Source organism: Yoonia sp. MH D7, assembly GCF_054439475.1.
Genome location: NZ_JBTJCF010000001.1, coordinates 2,880,554 through 2,896,049, shown reverse-complemented (window position 1 = coordinate 2,896,049; position 15,496 = coordinate 2,880,554). Strand labels below are relative to the sequence as shown.

The following is a 15,496-nucleotide window of genomic DNA, read 5'->3' as shown; positions in this document are numbered from 1 at the left end:
CCGAGCTGGAACGGGGCTTAACCTGTTCCGGCGGTCTGCATTACGGGGGCATCGGCAATAGTGTCGGTACCCAAGTTCATCGTCCACCACAATTTGCCAGCCGGTTCCTGAAACCATGCGATGCCCAAGCGGCGAGCTTGCGGGTCGAGAATCACGCTGCGTGTATCGGCCTGATTCATCCATGCGGCCAGCGTCTCTAGCTCGGTTTCATAGGATTCAGAGATGTTCTCGCCAACGATCCGCCCACGAAAACCGACGCGACGGGCGCGGTCCAGTGGTGATGACCCATCGGATCCAAACAGCCAAGGCCGGTTTTGTGCGGCCATGTCACGGGCGTGCGTTGCCGCAGCGGCGTTGAGTTGTGCGTCAAGTTGCACAGGCGAAAGGTTCGCCGCCTGACGCAGGGTATTCACGCTATCGAGCATACGGAATTGGATATCAGCGGTGTCGCCAGCAGAGATTTGATATATTTGCGGCAAGGGCAGCCCGTCGGGGCCGATCCGCGCAGCAGAGCCAGAGGAACATGCAGAGAGCACTGCAAGGGATAGGCCGATTAGCATCTGGCGTCGTAACATCATAAATCCTGCTTCACTAATTCAGCTCTTTCTTAACGGTTATATAGACACACTTCAAATGCTGTTGAGAAAACCGCTGGATTTATTATCGGTCGTATAATTTGCATGGTTTCACAATGTGGCCTAAATACAATGGTAATTGATCAGTAATTTGGTCTGATGGAGTATTTTATGGATAAGTTTAATTCAAACGATCTGACGCGCCGTGGTTTTCTGGCGGCGACAGCGGCGACAATCGGGACTGGCGCATATGCCCAGACGGGGAACAGCACCGAAGTTGAAGCCAGTATCAATAGCAGGATTGTCCGGAATATTTCCAGTTTCCGGTCGCTGGACTGGCAGCCGTATTTCAACAACTTGAACGGCGGTGCGATTCTGATCGATTTGCGATCGCGTGCGTTGCATTTCTGGTCAGCGGATCAGAGCATTTATAAACTGTATCCGACGTCCGTGCCGTTGTCCGATGAGTTGACCCGTACCGGTCGCACGGAGGTCATTCGCAAGGTTGAAGGCCCAAGCTGGAGCCCGACGCCGTCGATGCGTAAGCGCAATCCGGAATGGCCTGCGCGTATCGGGCCGGGTCCCGAGAATCCGCTAGGCACACATGCGTTGTATTTGTCATGGCAATATTACCGGATCCACGGCACGCATGACACGCGCAAAATCGGTCGCCGCTCGTCGAATGGCTGTATCGGGTTGTATAACGAGCATATCGCGCAGCTATATAGCATGACGGGCGCAGGCACACAGGTTTTGGTGCTATAGGGTGTGCGGCAGGGCATAACCCTGCCGTTTACGTTAGCGGTTAACCCAGCCTAACAGGTTCTGGTCGATCATGCCGCAGAGTGCTGCGATGTGTGCGGGATCGTCGTTCAGGCATGGGATATACGTGAACTGTTCGCCGCCTGCATCTTCAAAGCTGTCTTTAATCTCTTCGTTGATTTCTTCGAGTGTCTCAATGCAATCCGCAGAAAAGGCAGGCGCGCAGATCGCGATGTTTTTGACGCCCTCTTCTTTGGCCAATCGCGCCACTTCGTCAACGGTATAGGGCTTGAGCCAGGCTTCGCGTCCAAACACCGATTGGAAGGTTGTGCGAATTTCGGTGTCTTTCCAGCCAAGCCGCTCTTTTAACAACCGCGTCGTTTTCTGGCACTGGCAGTGATACGGATCGCCTTCGGTAAGGTATCGCTGTGGCATGCCGTGGTATGAGCAGATCAGCAGTTCCGGTTTTTTATCGAGACCTGCGTAGGCTGTTTCGATGGATTGCGCGAGCGCGTCGATATAGGCGGGGTCTTCGAAATAGGGTTCGACGATCCGTGCGATGGGCTGCCATTTTTCGTCCATAAGCGCGCGAAAGAATTGGTCGTTTGCGGTCGCAGATGTTGGCCCTGCGTAGTGCGGGTAAAGCGGGAAGAACAGAATCTTGGTGCAACCTGCCTCGACCATTTCGCGTACTTTGGACTTGGTAGACGGGTTGCCATAGCGCATGCAGAAATCGACCATAACGCTATCGCCGTAACGCTCTGCCATTGTCGATTTAATGGCGGCGGTTTGCTGTTTGGTAATCGTTAAAAGCGGACTTTCGTTGTCTTTTTCGTTCCAAATCGAGCGATAGTTGGCACCTGATTTTGAAGGACGTGTCGTCAGGATCACCAGTTGCAGCAGCGGTTGCCAGATCCACGATGGGGTATCGACGACCCGTTTGTCGGACAAGAATTCGTTCAGATAGCGCCGCATCGACCAATAATCGGTATCGTCGGGCGTGCCGAGATTGGCGACCAGAACACCGACCTTTGCGGGCTTTACTGTCGGGTGATCTGCGGGTGCGTGCGCGGGGCAGACTGCGGTGTTCATATTGGTCATCATTCTATCCATTTTGATCTTAACTTAGTCGGAAACTTCTTGGGATCAATCTTTCAAAGGTTTTTCGGTAGTTCCAAGCACGTCTGCAAACCGTGTTGTTGCACTTCCGGGGCGTAATGGCTTGGGCTGGGTGTCGTCGGGCGCCCAGCCGGTGAGTGTAATAATCTCGAATGTTGCGTCAACCCGTCCTTGGTCATTGGTGAAGTTATCAGCATAGACGGTGGCCGCTTCGGTCAAGATATTGCGCATGGTGAAGTGTTTGGGCCGGTGCATCAATGCATTTCCTTCGCCCATTTTTCGCAGGTCGTGCATCAGGTGGAACGCGTTGGCGTAGTCGGCAGTGAGCGGAGTGCCGTCGGCAACGGGTAGCGCAAAGCCCGCCCGTTGCAGGAGTGCGCCCAGATCGCGGATTTCACCCATGGGGGCGATGCGTGGTGATAGCCCGCCTGCGACCACTGCTTCTGCTTCTGCGAGGGATGCGCGTAATTCGTGAAGGGTTTGCCCGCCCAAGCAGGTGGCGAGGAATAAGCCGTCAGGTTTGAGCGCATGGCGACATTGCACCAGTTGCCCGACGGGGTCATTCGCCCAGTGCAGCGCCATCATATGCAGGACCAGATCATAGCTGTGCGCGGTCAAGTCGAGGGTCTCGTCGTCGGTCACAATGGTGGCATCAGGGAAGTGTCCGCGCCACAGATCGGGAAAGCCTGTGACAATTGCGACTTTCGTAAAGGTTCTGTTAACCTCTTTGAGTCTTTCTTTGATCTCGTCGGCAACGATGTCATGCAAAAATAGCGCGTCTGTAACAGATCGTGCGCGGTTTATGAGCAAGGCAGTGCGGTCGGTAAGTTTGGGCATATTTTCCATAGTGGTCATTTAGGATGCAATCATGCGGATGCAAAGCATCATTCGAGCAATTTATCCGACGCAATGCGTCGCATGTGATGCGCCGACGGAGGGTGATTTTGGTCTCTGCGGCGTTTGCTGGCGCGATGCGCAGTTTATCAGCGGGACCATGTGTTGCAAATGTGGGGCGGGTTTGCCCGGCGATAGTCTGGCCGATGATCTGATTTGTGACGAGTGTTTGACCATTGCGCGCCCTTGGGATTACGGGCGGTCGGTGATGGCGTATAGTGGGGTGGGCCGAAAGCTGGTTTTATCACTAAAGCACGGGGATCGCACAGATCTGGCGCAGCCAGCGGCACGTTGGATGGCGCGCGCTGCGGGTCCCTTGCTGCATGATGATACGCTGATTGTGCCTGTGCCGTTGCATTGGGTGCGATTGTTGCGCAGGCGCTATAACCAGTCGGCGGCCTTGGTGAATGTGCTGGGCAAACAGGTGGTGCGCGGGGTTTGCGCCGATGCATTGGTGCGCGTGAAACGCACAAAGCCGTTGGAGGGTCACAGTCGTGAGGCGCGGTTCGCGGCCTTGTCGGATGCTATTCGCGCCAATCCAAAGCGCGTCGAGATCATTAAGGGTCGGCATGTTTTGCTGGTTGATGACGTGATGACATCGGGTGCTACCTTAGCCGCGTGCACGGAGGCCTGCATGGTCGCGGGTGCCAAGGCTGTGAATGTGCTAACACTGGCACGGGTCGTGAAAGATGCCTAGATAGGAGGGAATAGCAATTTCTAGGACGAGCATATCATGCAGAACGTTGAACTTTACACCAAAAACACTTGTGGGTTTTGTCATGCGGCAAAGCGACTTTTGACGTCTAAGGGCGTTAGTTTTTCGGAGGTTGATATTGGTAAGAAGCCCGAAAAGCGGGCCGAGATGGTGCAGCGGTCCAATGGCGGACGGACGGTGCCGCAGATTTTCATTGGCGAGACCCATGTTGGTGGGTGCGATCAGTTGTTTGCGTTGGAAAGTGCGGGCAAGCTGGATGCGTTGTTGAAGGGATGAAAGCGGCTGTATTGCAGCTGAATTCAAGCGATGATCCAAGCCGCAATTTAGCCGTCACGCGTGAATTGATACGCGAGGCGGCAGGGCGTGGCGCGCAGTTTATGTTTACGCCGGAAGTGACCAATTGTGTGTCGGTCAGTCGCGCACATCAGGTGGATGTTTTACAGCATGAGGCGGACGATCTGACGCTGGCAGGTTTGCGGCAAGAGGCGCATGCGCTGGGCGTTTGGGTATCGATCGGGTCGCTTGCGCTGAAAACGAACGATGTCGATGGGCGGTTTGCCAATCGGTCGTTTCTGATCAACCCTGCGGGTGAGGTTGTTGCGAGATACGACAAAATTCATATGTTTGATGTGGATGTGAGCCCGAGTGAGACCTACCGCGAGAGTGCAGGGTATCGACCCGGGACGAGGGCGGTTTTGGCGCAGACGCCTTATGGGAAAATCGGCCTTTCGATTTGTTATGATCTGCGTTTTGCTTATCTTTACCGTGCTTTGGCGCAAGCGGGTGCTGAGATTTTGACGGTGCCGTCGGCGTTTTCACCCGTCACGGGGGCCGCGCATTGGCAGGCGCTATTGCAGGCGCGCGCGATTGAGACGGGGTGCTATGTTGTGGCGGCTGCGCAGACGGGGACGCATGCGGCCACTGCGGGGAAATCGCGCCAGACGTATGGTCACAGCATGGTAATTTCGCCATGGGGTGAGGTGTTAATTGATGCTGGCGTTGAAAAAACCATTGAAATCATTGATTTTAATCTCAAAGAGGTATCAAATGCGCGCAAACGTATTGCCGCGCTCTCGCATGATCGCTCTTTTGAAGGCCCCTAATGGTAGCTCAGAACCAAAACCTTGCTGTAACGCTGTTCAGCGAAATCCTTGTTGTGGACCAATTGGCCCGCAGTCTGGTCGCGTCTGTGTTGCCCAAGGGGATGGAGCTATCGCATTTTTCGGTGCTGAACCATTTGGCGCACACGGGGGCTGAGAGGTCGCCAGCGCAACTTGCCCGCACGTTTCACCTGACACGCGGTGCGATGACCAATACGTTGAGCAAGCTGGAATGGGCGGGTTGGGTGCATGTGCGCCCCGATTGGGATGATGCGCGCCGCAAGATGGTCGCGATTAGCCCCTCTGGTTTGCGCGCGCGCGATGCCGCCGTGATTGCGATTGCGCCTGTTGTCTCTGATGTTGTGGCAAAGTTGGGCGAGGACAAGGTCCGTGCGGTTTTGCCGGTGTTGCGCGAAATGCGATTGAATATGTCCAAGGTCGAGTGATGTTGCCGCCGCTTGGGCTGCACAGCGATATGGTTGTGATGCAGCAGGTTGGCCGAGGCCAATGTGGAACACCTATCGTGGCTATTCAGGTTTTATGGCGGCTGTGACGTAGTTGACGGACAGGTCTTTGTCAGAGATCGACCATGTGAAACGTGCAAAGTTGAAAACGTAACCTTTGCGGTCAACGGGGTCGAGGCCTGCTTTGGTAAGCAGTTTGAACAACTCTTCCGGTGTAATGAATTTCGACCATTCGTGGGTGCCTTTTGGCAACCATCGCATGACCCATTCCGCGCCGACAATGGCCATGGCAAAGGATTTCGGATTGCGGTTGATGGTGGAACACAGGTGAAGTCCGCCTGATTTGAGGAGTTGCTGGCAGGCGGTCAGGTAGCCAAGCGGATCGGCGACGTGCTCGACGACTTCCATATTGAGGATCACGTCGAATTGTTCGCCTGCTTCGGCCATGGCCTCTGCTGTTGTGTGGCGGTAGTCGATGGTCAGGCCCGATTGTTCAGCGTGGATTTGCGCGACGGGGATGTTGCGCGCGGCGGCGTCTGCTCCCACGATTGTGGCCCCTAGCCGTGCCATTGGTTCGCATAACAGTCCGCCCCCGCAGCCGATGTCGAGGATGCGTAGCCCTTTGAAGGGGGTGGGGCCGTTCAGGTCCCGACCATATTCCGCAGCGATTTGACTGGTGATATAGTCCAAGCGCACGGGGTTCATCATGTGTAACGGCTTGAATTTGCCTTCCAGATCCCACCATTCTGCGGCCATGGCCTCGAATTTAGCGATTTCGGATGGGTCAACGGTGTTGGTTTGCATGATATTGGCTCCGGTTTTCGCGTGGTCACTTCGATTGTTAGGTTATATAGGGTGTTTATGCACAAGGTCTTAGGTCAAAAGCGCGCGGGTGCGCATCTTTATCCTCCAACCGAGCCATTTTCGCGGCAAATGTTGGATGTGGGTGACGGGCATACGATCTATGTCGAGCAATGTGGCAATGCGGCGGGCATTCCTGTGGTTGTGTTGCATGGTGGTCCGGGCGGCGGATGTAGTCCTGCGATGCGCCGCTATTTTGATCCTGCCGTTTACCGGATTATCCTGTTTGACCAGCGCGGCTGTGGCAAATCACGCCCCCATGCCAGTGTCGAGGCGAATACAACATGGCATCTGGTGGCGGATATCGAGTTGATCCGCGAGGTTTTGGCGATTGATCGCTGGATCGTGTTTGGCGGCAGTTGGGGGGCGACGCTGGCGCTGATCTATGCGCAGGCACATGCAGAGCGGGCGGCGGCGCTTGTGTTACGTGGCGTTTTCTTGATGACCCAGCCCGAGTTGGATTGGTTTTACGGCGGTGGCGCTGGCAAATTCTGGCCTGATTTGTGGGAAAGTTTTGCGGATCTGGTGCCAGATGACGAACATGACGATTTTATTGCGGCCTATCACAAGCGGCTGTTTTCGGGTGATCGGGCGGAGGAAGTGAAATATGCGCGGGCGTGGGCCAAGTGGGAAAATGCGCTTGCTTCGATCGAGAGTGACGGAGTTGTGGGCGAGGGGCCGGCGGACTATGCGCGGGCCTTTGCGAGATTGGAAAACCATTACTTCCAGAATGCCGGTTTTCTGTCGGAGGATCAGCAAATCCTAAGCAATATGCACAAGATTTCCCATGTGCCGGCGGTGATTGTGCAGGGTCGTTTTGACATGATTTGTCCGCCTGCCTCGGCGTATAAACTGGCGTCGTTGTGGCCTGCTGCACGGCTTTCGATAATTGCCCGCGCCGGGCATGCGTTGTCGGAACCGGGGATCGCTGGCGAGTTGGTTCGCGCGATGGATCAGATCGGCGCGCAGGCGAATGAACTGAACCTTTAACCTTTACACAAGGACGTCAGTTTGTAACTCTGGGCTAGAACTAATAGGAAAAATGAAATTTTGGGCAACGTCCTATCGATCGTCATTCAGCGGCTAGGTCTTGGCCTTCTGACTCTTCTTGTGGTTTCCATTGTTATCTTTGTCGCAGTGAATATGCTGCCGGGTGACTTCGCCGAATTGATTTTGGGGCAGGGGGCTACGCCCGAATCTGTTGCGAAAATTCGGGTTGATTTGGGATTGGATCAATCGCCGGTCTCGCGGTATTTCACATGGCTTGGCGGGATGCTGTCCGGTGATCTTGGCACTAGTTTTGCGCAGTTGAATTTCCAGACCAATATGGGTGGCAGTGGTGGTGTGACCGTGGCAGAGCAGATTGCGCCGCGATTTGCCAATACGATATTCCTTGCCAGTGTGACGGCGATGATTGCGGTTCCGATTGCGGTGACCTTGGGAATTTTAGCAGCGCTTTACCGCAATACGATGTTTGATCGTGCGGCGAATATTTTGACGTTGAGTTCGATCAGTAGCCCGGAGTTTTTCATGGCTTACGTGTTGATCCTGTTCCTTGCGGTGCTGAACCCGATCCTGCCATCGTTGTCGAATATTTACGAGGGTATGGATTTTTCTGAACGTCTGGAAAAGACGCTGTTGCCCGCGCTGACCCTGACGTTGGTGGTGACGGCGCATATGATGCGAATGACGCGTGCCGCGATTATTAACTTGCTGGCCAGTCCATATATCGAGATGGCGCGGCTGAAAGGTATGTCGCCGATACGCGTGATTGTGAAGCATGCGCTGCCCAATGCGTTGGCGCCGATTATCAACGTGATCGCGCTGAACCTTGCGTATCTTGTGACGGGCGTTGTCGTGGTCGAGGTGGTGTTTGTGTATCCTGGCATTGGCCAGTTGTTTGTGGATAGTGTGAAAATTCGCGACATTCCTGTGGTGCAGGCATGCTGTTTGATTTTTGCGGCCGCTTATATTTTGTTGAACCTGACGGCGGATATTTTGTCCATTCTGTCCAACCCGCGTCTGAGGCATCCAAAATGAACACTGTTGTTACGATTATAGTGGCGTTTGGCGTGATGGGTGTCGCTGGATGGGTGCTGCGGTTCGCAGGACAGAAAGTCACCGGAAATGCCCCCAGTTTTCGCGATATGTCGTTTGGCGTGGCCTTTGGCTATGTGCTGGGGGCCGTTGTTCTGGCCTGGCTGTTCTGGGCGTTTATGCAGTCGATGAGCGCAGATCAGGCTGTTGCGAACAAGTTTTTCTTTCTCGGTGTTGCGATTAAGGGCTTCGTGATTTTCTCGATTGCTGCGTGGATTTTCCGGTTATTTGGCCGCAATGTTGGCACGGCAGGGACGCGCAAGTTGTTTCGTAACATGCCGTTAACGGCGTCGTTCGGGATTTTGGCGATTTTGATTTACGCGATCTTTGCGGTCTTTGCTGGCGTGATCGCGCCATACGGGCAGGACGAGATTATCAGGGGGGTCGCCGCGAATATTACGCCGGGCGGCGATGTGGCTATGGGCGGCAACCCCGACTTTCCGCTGGGAACTGACCAAATCGGGCGCGATATTCTGTCCCGTTTGATTTACGGCGCGCAAAATACTGTCGGGATTGCCTTTGCGACCACGTTGCTGGCGTTTGTTCTGGGGGGCAGTCTGGGGTTTCTGGCGGCGGTTGTTGGTGGTTGGACTGATGAGTTGCTAAGCCGCACGATTGATGTGCTGATGGCGATCCCGTCTTTGATTTTTGCGCTATTGTTGATGACGATTGCGAGTGTTTGGTCGTCACGCTTGGGTGTGCCACTGACGGTGTTTATGGTGCTGATTATTGCAGTGATTGATAGTACACGGGTGTTTCGACTGGCGCGCGCGGTCGGGCAAAACATTGTGGTGATGGATTACATCGAGGCTGCAAAGCTGCGCGGTGAGGGCATGTGGTATCTGGTCTTCCGAGAGATTTTGCCAAATGCGACAGCACCCTTGCTGGCAGAGTTCGGATTGCGGTTCTGTTTTGTGTTTTTGACGATTGCGGCATTGTCGTTCTTGGGCGTTGGTATCCAGCCACCGCTGGCCGATTGGGGCACGATGGTGCGCGATCTGGCGGCGTTCATTAACTTTGCGCAGTTTGCACCGCTGGCGGCGACGGCGCCATTGCTGGCGGCGAGTGCGATTGCTTTGCTGACGGTGGCGGTGAACTTTGTCGTCGACTGGATGCTGCATAAATCATCGGGGTTAAAAGAATGACTGAACCTCTGCTTAAAATGCGCGGCGTAAAGCTTGAGGGTCGTTCTGACGAGACGTGGAACCCGATCATCAACGGTATTGATCTGACGCTTGCGCGTGGTGAGGTGCTGGGGCTGATCGGCGAGTCCGGCGCGGGGAAATCGACGCTCGGCTTGTCCGCGATGGGGTTCACGCGTGACGGTGTGCGCATTTCTGCCGGATCGGTCGAGTTTGACGGGATCGATTTACTGAAAGCTTCTGCCGCGGTGAAGCGCGGATTGCTGGGCAAACGCATTGCTTATGTGGCGCAGTCAGCAGCGGCGAGTTTCAATCCGGCGCACCGTTTGATGGATCAGCATGTCGAGGGGCCATCGCGGCACGGTGTGATGTCGAAGGCGGAAAGCGAAGCGGACGGGATCGAGCTATATCGCAAGCTGCGGTTACCTGACCCTGAAAATATCGGGTTTCGTTATCCACATCAGGTGTCCGGCGGGCAATTGCAGCGCGCGATGACGGCGATGGCGATGTCGTGTCGTCCTGATTTGATCATTTTTGACGAGCCGACGACGGCGCTGGATGTGACCACACAGATCGAGGTCTTGGCCTCTATTCGTGATATTGTAGAGCAGTTTAATACGGCTGCAATTTATATCACGCATGATTTGGCGGTCGTGGCCCAAATGGCCGATCGCATCAAGGTTTTGCTAAAGGGTGACGAGGTGGAAACGGCTGATACCCGCACCATGCTATCCGCGCCGACACAGGAATATACCAAGTCGCTCTGGGCTGTGCGCAGTTTCGAGCGTCCGTTGAAGGCGCCGGTGATTGCCAGCGCTGTGCCTGTGGTGTCTGTGCAGAATGTTGTGGCCGCTTACGGTAAAGTGCCGGTTTTGCATGATGTGAGTTTTGACATGCACGAGGGCCGCACGGTGGCTGTTGTGGGCGAAAGCGGATCGGGCAAGTCGACTGTGGCGCGTTGCATTACGGGATTGTTGCCGCCGATGTCGGGGCAGATTTGCTTTGACGGTGAGGTGGTGCCTGCCGATTATCGCAAGCGGTCCAAGGATCAGCTGCGCCAAGTGCAGATGATTTATCAGATGGCTGATACCGCGCTGAACCCGCGCATGTCGATCGGCGAGATCATTGCGCGGCCTGTGCAGTTTTACATGGGGCTGACCGGCAAGGCAAAACGTGCGCGTGTGGACAAGTTGATGGATCAGATCGAGCTTGAACCCTCGGAGTATTACAACCGTTTGCCATCGGAATTGTCGGGCGGGCAGAAACAGCGGATCGGTATTGCGCGTGCCTTGGCGGCAGAACCGAAGTTTATTATCTGTGACGAGGTGACAAGCGCCCTGGATCAGCTGGTGGCAGAGGGGATTCTGCGGCTCTTGGCGAGGCTGCAGGATAGACTTGGGCTGTCTTATATGTTTATTACTCACGATCTTGCGACGGTGCGTGCGATTGCCGACGAGGTGGTTGTGATGAAGGATGGCACGGTTGTCGAGGCGGGGCCAAAGGCCGAAATGTTCAAGCCGCCGCATCATCCTTATACCGATCTGTTGCTGTCCTCGGTGCCTGAAATGGACCCTGACTGGCTAACCAACCTATTGCAGGAACGCGGAGTTGATAACATCGGCGACGCAGCATTGGATAAGATGTAGATACGAATCACCGCTGATAGCGGCGAAAATGAGGGCGGTTAACGCCTGTATGACCAACAAGGGATTATGATTATGTATGGAATTAGCAGACGTGGATTGATGAAATCCGGTGTAGCGGCGGGAGTTCTTGGCCTGACGGGAATGCCATTGCGGGCGGCACCAACGCGCGGCGGGAAATTTACTGCGGGACTAAATGGCGCGAATACATCTGATAGCTGGGACAGTCGTACGCACTCTGACCTGTTTATGATTGCAAGTGCGCAGGGTGCCGTTTTTGACAGCCTGACCGAAGTTGCTGCCGACGGGTCGCTTCAGGGTGAGTTGGCGGAAAGCTGGGAAGCGTCGGCTGATGCCAAGGTTTGGACATTTAATTTGCGCACTGGTGTGGTGTTCCACAACGGTAAATCGTTTGGTGCAGATGACGTGATTGAATCGTTGCAAATGCACATTGGTGAAGAGTCCAAGTCGGCTGCAAAACCAATTGTAGAAGCTATTATCGAGATGAAGAAAATCACGGATAGCCAAGTGCAGTTCACGCTCGCGGCTGGCAATGCTGACTTTCCTTATTTGATGTCCGATTATCACCTGAATATTTTCCCTGCGGGCCAGATTGACGAAGCGATCGCTAACGGGATTGGTACAGGTCTATACGCTGTGCAATCGTTTGACCCAGGTGTGCGCATGGTCGCGAAACGCGTTGACGATCACTATAAAGGTGACAGCGCTGGTTTCTTTGACGAGATCGAGTTTATCGCGATCAATGACAACACGGCCCGGATGAACGCTTTGATTACGGGTCAGGTTGACGCGATTAACCGGATCGATTTCAAAACCGAAGCGCTGTTGAAGGCGAACCCTGCTTTGCGTATTCAAGAGGTCGCGGGCAACCAGCATTACACGTTCCCGATGTTGACGAATACTGCGCCATATAACGACGTTAATGTGCGCCGCGCGATCAAGTATGGTGTGAACCGTCAAGAGATGGTGGACAAGATCCTACAGGGTCACGGTACTGTTGGTAATGACAGCCCGATTGGTCACGCAAACCCGTATTACAACGACGAGATGGAGCAGATTACCTATGATCTGGACAAGTCGAAGTTTTATTTAAAAAAGGCTGGTTTAGACTCGCTCGACATTGACCTATCTGCGTCGGATGCCGCGTTTGAAGGGGCTATTGATGCGGCTCAGTTGATGCAGGCGTCGATGTCGCCTGGTGGCATTAACATCAATGTGATTCAGGAACCGGCGGACGGATATTGGTCAAACGTCTGGTTGAAGAAGCCGTTCTGTGCGTCCTATTGGTCTGGCCGTGCGACCGAGGATTGGATGTTTTCGTCTGCCTATGAAACAGGTGTGCCATGGAATGACAGCCAGTGGGATGGCGACGATAGTGCGCGTTTCCAGGAGTTGTTGCTGACTGCGCGTGCCGAATTGGATAGTGACAAGCGTCGTGAGCAATACTTTGAGATGCAGCAAATTCTGCGTGACGATGGCGGCGTAATTATCCCGATGTTTGCGAACAATGTGCAGGCTGTGAACAACCGCATCCACTCGCCCGAGCAGGTCGGTGCGATCTGGCAGATGGATAACGGGCGCATGGCAGAGCGTTGGTCTGTGGCGTAAATCGGCTAGTTTGAATAGAGAACGCCCCGCGATTTGCGGGGCGTTTTTCGTTGTCTTTATTACGTCTTGCTCGCGTCTTCTTTTGGTCTCGCAGTTTATCGGTTGCCAACTGGTTGAAATGCCATGGGATGCGGCGGTCGCGGTCAGAAACGTAAAGGGTGCTTGCAGACTCGGCAGACCTTCGCTATATGACATTCAACAGCGGCGTGCTGGGGTCCAAACCCAGCGCCCAACCGGAAATTTGTAACGGGCCGTGAGCCCGTTTTTTTGTGCTTGAGAGAATAATGAACGACTTAGTTGCCAAAGCTGCCATTGATCGTCGGATCGCCGAGATTATCGTCCCTGTTGTTGAAGACATGGGGTTCGAGATCGTGCGGATTCGTTTGATGACGGGCAAGGAAAGTGTTTTGCAAGTCATGGCCCAGAAGGCCGATGGCACCATTGAGGTTGATGAGTGCGGGAAAATCAGTACCGCGATTTCGGCAGTGATGGATGTCGAGGATCCTATTCTGGATGCTTATACCTTGGAGGTGTCTAGCCCCGGTGTAGATCGTCCGTTGACGCGGTTAAAAGATTTTGCCCGTTGGGAAGGTTTTGAAGCCAAGGTCGAGACCGAAGAATTGATTGACGGGCGCCGCCGCTTTAAAGGTCCGCTTGCGGGTGTTGAGGGTGACGAGATTTTGATCACCATTCCCGAGGGTACGATTGGTTTGAAATTTGAATGGCTGTCAGATGCCAAGCTGGTTTTGACGGATGAATTGATCCGCGATGTATTACGCGGGCGTAAAGATGCGGGTCAGATCGACGAGACCCAGTTTGACGAAATCGAAACCATCATTGATGGTCAGGAGGACTAATAAATGGCAATTACTTCCGCAAACCAGCTAGAGCTGTTGCAGACAGCCGAGGCTGTGGCCCGCGAAAAGAATATCGACGCCAATCTGGTTGTTGAGGCGATGGAAGAGTCTCTCGCGCGTGCGGCGAAGTCCCGTTACGGCGCAGAGATGGACATTCGTGTCGATATTGACCGCAAGACTGGCCGCGCCACATTCACCCGTGTGCGTACGGTTGTGGAAGAAGATGACCTAGAGAATTATCAGGCCGAGTTCACGGTCGAGCAAGCCCGTGAATACATGCAAAACCCTGAGGTTGGTCAGACTTTTGTAGAGATCGTGCCGCCTGTTGAGTTGGGCCGTATTGCGGCGCAGTCCGCCAAGCAGGTGATTTTGCAGAAGGTTCGTGAAGCCGAGCGTGACAAGCAATACGAAGACTTCAAGGATCGTGCCGGTACAATTATCAACGCGCTGGTGAAGCGTGAAGAGTATGGCAACGTGATTGTTGATGTGGGCTCTGGCGAGGCGATTTTGCGCCGCAACGAGAAGATCGGTCGCGAGGCGTATCGCCCGAACGATCGTATCCGTTGCTACATTAAGGAAGTGCGCCGCGAACAGCGTGGTCCGCAGATTTTCTTGAGCCGCACAGCGCCAGAATTCATGGCCGAGTTGTTCAAAATGGAAGTACCTGAAATTTACGAAGGTATTATCGAGATCAAGGCAGTTGCCCGTGATCCGGGGTCACGCGCGAAGATCGCTGTGATTTCTTATGATAGCTCGATTGATCCGGTTGGTGCCTGTGTTGGTATGCGCGGTAGCCGTGTTCAGGCGGTTGTGAATGAATTGCAAGGCGAGAAGATCGATATCATTCCTTGGAATGAAGATATGCCAACGTTCCTTGTGAACGCGTTGCAGCCTGCGGAAGTTTCCAAGGTTGTTCTGGACGAAGAAGCAGGCAAGATCGAAGTTGTTGTGCCTGATGAGCAGTTGTCGTTGGCAATTGGTCGTCGTGGTCAGAACGTGCGTTTGGCGTCGCAACTGACCGGTCTTGATATCGATATCATGACCGAGGAAGAAGAGAGCAAGCGTCGTCAGGCCGAATTCGAATTGCGCACCAAGCTGTTTACAGATGCGCTGGATCTGGACGAGTTCTTTGCACAGTTGCTAGTGTCCGAAGGGTTTACGAGCCTTGAAGAAGTGGCCTATGTCGAGATCGACGAATTGCTGGTTATCGAGGGTATTGACGATGCGACTGCAGGCGAATTGCAGACCCGTGCGCGTGAATTCCTAGAAGCGATTAACAACAAAGCCATGGAAAATGCTCGTAAGTTGGGCGTTGAAGATAGTCTTGTGAACTTTGAGGGTTTGACCCCGTTGATGATCGAGGCTTTGGCCGAAGATGGTGTGAAGACGCTGGAAGATTTTGCAACTTGTGCTGACTGGGAGCTGGCTGGTGGCTGGACGACCGAAGGCGGCGAGCGCAAGAAAGACGAAGGCGTTTTGGAGAAGTTTGAGGTTTCACTGGAAGATGCACAGAGCATGGTGATGACAGCCCGCGTGATGCTGGGTTGGGTTGATCCTGCTGATCTGGTGGCCAACGACGAAGAAGACGAATTTGCACAGGAAGATGACGCCTGAATGGGCGTCACGAGGTAGCCCTAA

General features: G+C 54.2%; 16 protein-coding genes. 12 read left to right on the top strand and 4 right to left on the bottom strand.

The window, feature by feature from the left end:
- Nucleotides 1–17 precede the first annotated feature (17 nt).
- A complete protein-coding gene (gene dalA / locus ACXLHR_RS14430) occupies nucleotides 18–575 on the bottom strand; it encodes a divisome-associated lipoprotein DalA (RefSeq protein ID WP_458792562.1) in 558 nt (185 codons plus the stop codon).
- Nucleotides 576–746: 171 nt separating this feature from the next.
- Here dalA and ACXLHR_RS14425 point away from each other — a divergent pair, with 171 nt between their 5' ends.
- Nucleotides 747–1,340, top strand: coding sequence for a L,D-transpeptidase (locus ACXLHR_RS14425; RefSeq protein WP_458792085.1), 594 nt, complete (start codon nucleotides 747–749; stop codon nucleotides 1,338–1,340).
- A gap of 33 nt (nucleotides 1,341–1,373) precedes the next feature.
- On the opposite strand, the gene hemH is transcribed toward ACXLHR_RS14425, so the two are convergent.
- Nucleotides 1,374–2,438 (bottom strand): ferrochelatase, encoded by a 1,065-nt coding sequence (hemH, locus tag ACXLHR_RS14420; protein ID WP_458792084.1) that lies wholly within the window; start codon nucleotides 2,436–2,438, stop codon nucleotides 1,374–1,376.
- Between the two features lie 45 nt (nucleotides 2,439–2,483).
- Entirely contained in the window at nucleotides 2,484–3,302 is an 819-nt protein-coding gene (locus ACXLHR_RS14415) for a methyltransferase domain-containing protein (protein WP_458792561.1), read from the bottom strand.
- Between the two features lie 22 nt (nucleotides 3,303–3,324).
- Here ACXLHR_RS14415 and ACXLHR_RS14410 point away from each other — a divergent pair, with 22 nt between their 5' ends.
- Genes ACXLHR_RS14410 through ACXLHR_RS14395 form a run of 4 tightly spaced genes read left to right on the top strand, consistent with a single transcriptional unit; the run spans nucleotide 3,325 to nucleotide 5,611 of the window.
- Complete coding sequence (locus tag ACXLHR_RS14410; RefSeq protein WP_458792083.1) at nucleotides 3,325–4,047, top strand: ComF family protein; 723 nt, start codon at nucleotides 3,325–3,327, stop codon at nucleotides 4,045–4,047.
- 36 nt (nucleotides 4,048–4,083) lie between these two features.
- Nucleotides 4,084–4,341 carry a glutaredoxin 3 gene (grxC, locus tag ACXLHR_RS14405; RefSeq protein WP_458792082.1) on the top strand — a complete coding sequence of 86 codons (258 nt, stop codon included), beginning with the start codon at nucleotides 4,084–4,086 and terminating at the stop codon, nucleotides 4,339–4,341.
- Entirely contained in the window at nucleotides 4,338–5,168 is an 831-nt protein-coding gene (locus tag ACXLHR_RS14400; RefSeq protein ID WP_458792081.1) for a carbon-nitrogen hydrolase family protein, read from the top strand. The genes grxC and ACXLHR_RS14400 overlap by 4 nt, the downstream gene beginning before the upstream one ends.
- Nucleotides 5,168–5,611 (top strand): MarR family winged helix-turn-helix transcriptional regulator, encoded by a 444-nt coding sequence (locus tag ACXLHR_RS14395; RefSeq protein WP_458792080.1) that lies wholly within the window; start codon nucleotides 5,168–5,170, stop codon nucleotides 5,609–5,611. The genes ACXLHR_RS14400 and ACXLHR_RS14395 overlap by 1 nt, the downstream gene beginning before the upstream one ends.
- 81 nt (nucleotides 5,612–5,692) lie before the next feature.
- Here the strand turns inward: ACXLHR_RS14395 and ubiG are convergent, their stop codons facing one another.
- On the bottom strand, nucleotides 5,693–6,433 hold the full coding sequence (gene ubiG, locus ACXLHR_RS14390; protein WP_458792079.1) for a bifunctional 2-polyprenyl-6-hydroxyphenol methylase/3-demethylubiquinol 3-O-methyltransferase UbiG: 741 nt from the start codon (nucleotides 6,431–6,433) through the stop codon (nucleotides 5,693–5,695).
- 57 nt (nucleotides 6,434–6,490) lie between these two features.
- Here ubiG and pip point away from each other — a divergent pair, with 57 nt between their 5' ends.
- The 7 genes from pip (at nucleotide 6,491) to nusA (ending at nucleotide 15,472) form a co-directional block, all read left to right on the top strand.
- A complete protein-coding gene (pip, locus tag ACXLHR_RS14385; RefSeq protein ID WP_458792078.1) occupies nucleotides 6,491–7,480 on the top strand; it encodes a prolyl aminopeptidase in 990 nt (329 codons plus the stop codon).
- 60 nt (nucleotides 7,481–7,540) lie between these two features.
- Entirely contained in the window at nucleotides 7,541–8,530 is a 990-nt protein-coding gene (locus ACXLHR_RS14380; protein WP_458792077.1) for an ABC transporter permease, read from the top strand.
- Nucleotides 8,527–9,732 (top strand): ABC transporter permease, encoded by a 1,206-nt coding sequence (locus ACXLHR_RS14375; RefSeq protein ID WP_458792076.1) that lies wholly within the window; start codon nucleotides 8,527–8,529, stop codon nucleotides 9,730–9,732. Before ACXLHR_RS14380 ends, ACXLHR_RS14375 begins: the two co-directional genes overlap by 4 nt.
- Nucleotides 9,729–11,375, top strand: coding sequence for an ABC transporter ATP-binding protein (locus ACXLHR_RS14370; protein ID WP_458792075.1), 1,647 nt, complete (start codon nucleotides 9,729–9,731; stop codon nucleotides 11,373–11,375). The genes ACXLHR_RS14375 and ACXLHR_RS14370 overlap by 4 nt, the downstream gene beginning before the upstream one ends.
- A 72-nt stretch (nucleotides 11,376–11,447) precedes the next feature.
- Complete coding sequence (locus ACXLHR_RS14365) at nucleotides 11,448–13,001, top strand: ABC transporter substrate-binding protein (RefSeq protein WP_458792074.1); 1,554 nt, start codon at nucleotides 11,448–11,450, stop codon at nucleotides 12,999–13,001.
- 284 nt (nucleotides 13,002–13,285) lie between these two features.
- Nucleotides 13,286–13,858: a ribosome maturation factor RimP gene (gene rimP / locus ACXLHR_RS14360; RefSeq protein ID WP_458792073.1), complete on the top strand. Its 573-nt coding sequence runs from the start codon at nucleotides 13,286–13,288 to the stop codon at nucleotides 13,856–13,858.
- Between the two features lie 3 nt (nucleotides 13,859–13,861).
- Nucleotides 13,862–15,472, top strand: coding sequence for a transcription termination factor NusA (gene nusA, locus ACXLHR_RS14355; RefSeq protein ID WP_458792072.1), 1,611 nt, complete (start codon nucleotides 13,862–13,864; stop codon nucleotides 15,470–15,472).
- Nucleotides 15,473–15,496 lie beyond the last annotated feature (24 nt).